This is a genomic window from Klebsiella sp. A-Nf5 (assembly GCF_002810545.1).
Lineage (GTDB): Bacteria > Pseudomonadota > Gammaproteobacteria > Enterobacterales > Enterobacteriaceae > Klebsiella > Klebsiella variicola.
Genome location: NZ_PIOG01000036.1, coordinates 1 through 622, shown reverse-complemented (window position 1 = coordinate 622; position 622 = coordinate 1). Strand labels below are relative to the sequence as shown.

Here is a 622-nt window from a genome sequence, read left to right as displayed (position 1 = left end):
TGATGATGCCAAAAATACGAAAATGAAATCGCGATAAAGGTAAGCGGTCTAATCTTGCGCCGATAGGGTCACATTGTTCCATCTGGATGCCTCAATTTCAGCTAAAATATAAAATATGGCGACAGCGGCAGAGTCACTTTTGCCGCGCCATCCATCATCATTAAATTTTATGGCATTACCCAGGTGCAAACTAAAATAATATTAATCTGAACAGCAATAAAGTTAATAAACAAGTTGTATATTATTCTCTTTACAAAATGCTATCCATTCCGCACCTGGCGCCTTATTGGTTATAAGGTAATTAATATGGCTAAAATCCACCAACTGGACAAAAGCTTTACGATCGAACTTAGAGTGATCGACCAACAGCGCCACTTCCGTCGCCTGGCGAATCATCGTTTTCTTGATTTCCGCTTCTGCTTCGTTGGAGTCAAGCGCTCCGTTCTTCATATCCAGCCCTTTACAGCTCATTACCATAATATCAACGTGATAACGGCTGATAATTTCCTTAGTAATTCTTCCCTGCAGCGACAGCGTATTTTTATTCAGCTCACCGCCGGTAGAAACAACGTTAATTTCCGACTGCGCCAGCTCGTGAAAGGCTTCCGCCGAGTTGGTTAAC

2 protein-coding genes are annotated in these 622 nt (G+C 42.1%); both read right to left on the bottom strand.

The genetic code is table 11. From position 1 onward, the window contains the following. Positions 1 to 82 (bottom strand): hypothetical protein (locus CWM53_RS31820; RefSeq protein ID WP_227521686.1); only part of this gene is annotated, 82 nt, incomplete at its 3' end. Between the two features lie 140 nt (positions 83 to 222). Further along, a partial coding sequence (locus CWM53_RS04430; RefSeq protein ID WP_413773712.1) for a DeoR/GlpR family DNA-binding transcription regulator occupies positions 223 to 622 on the bottom strand: 400 nt, incomplete at its 5' end.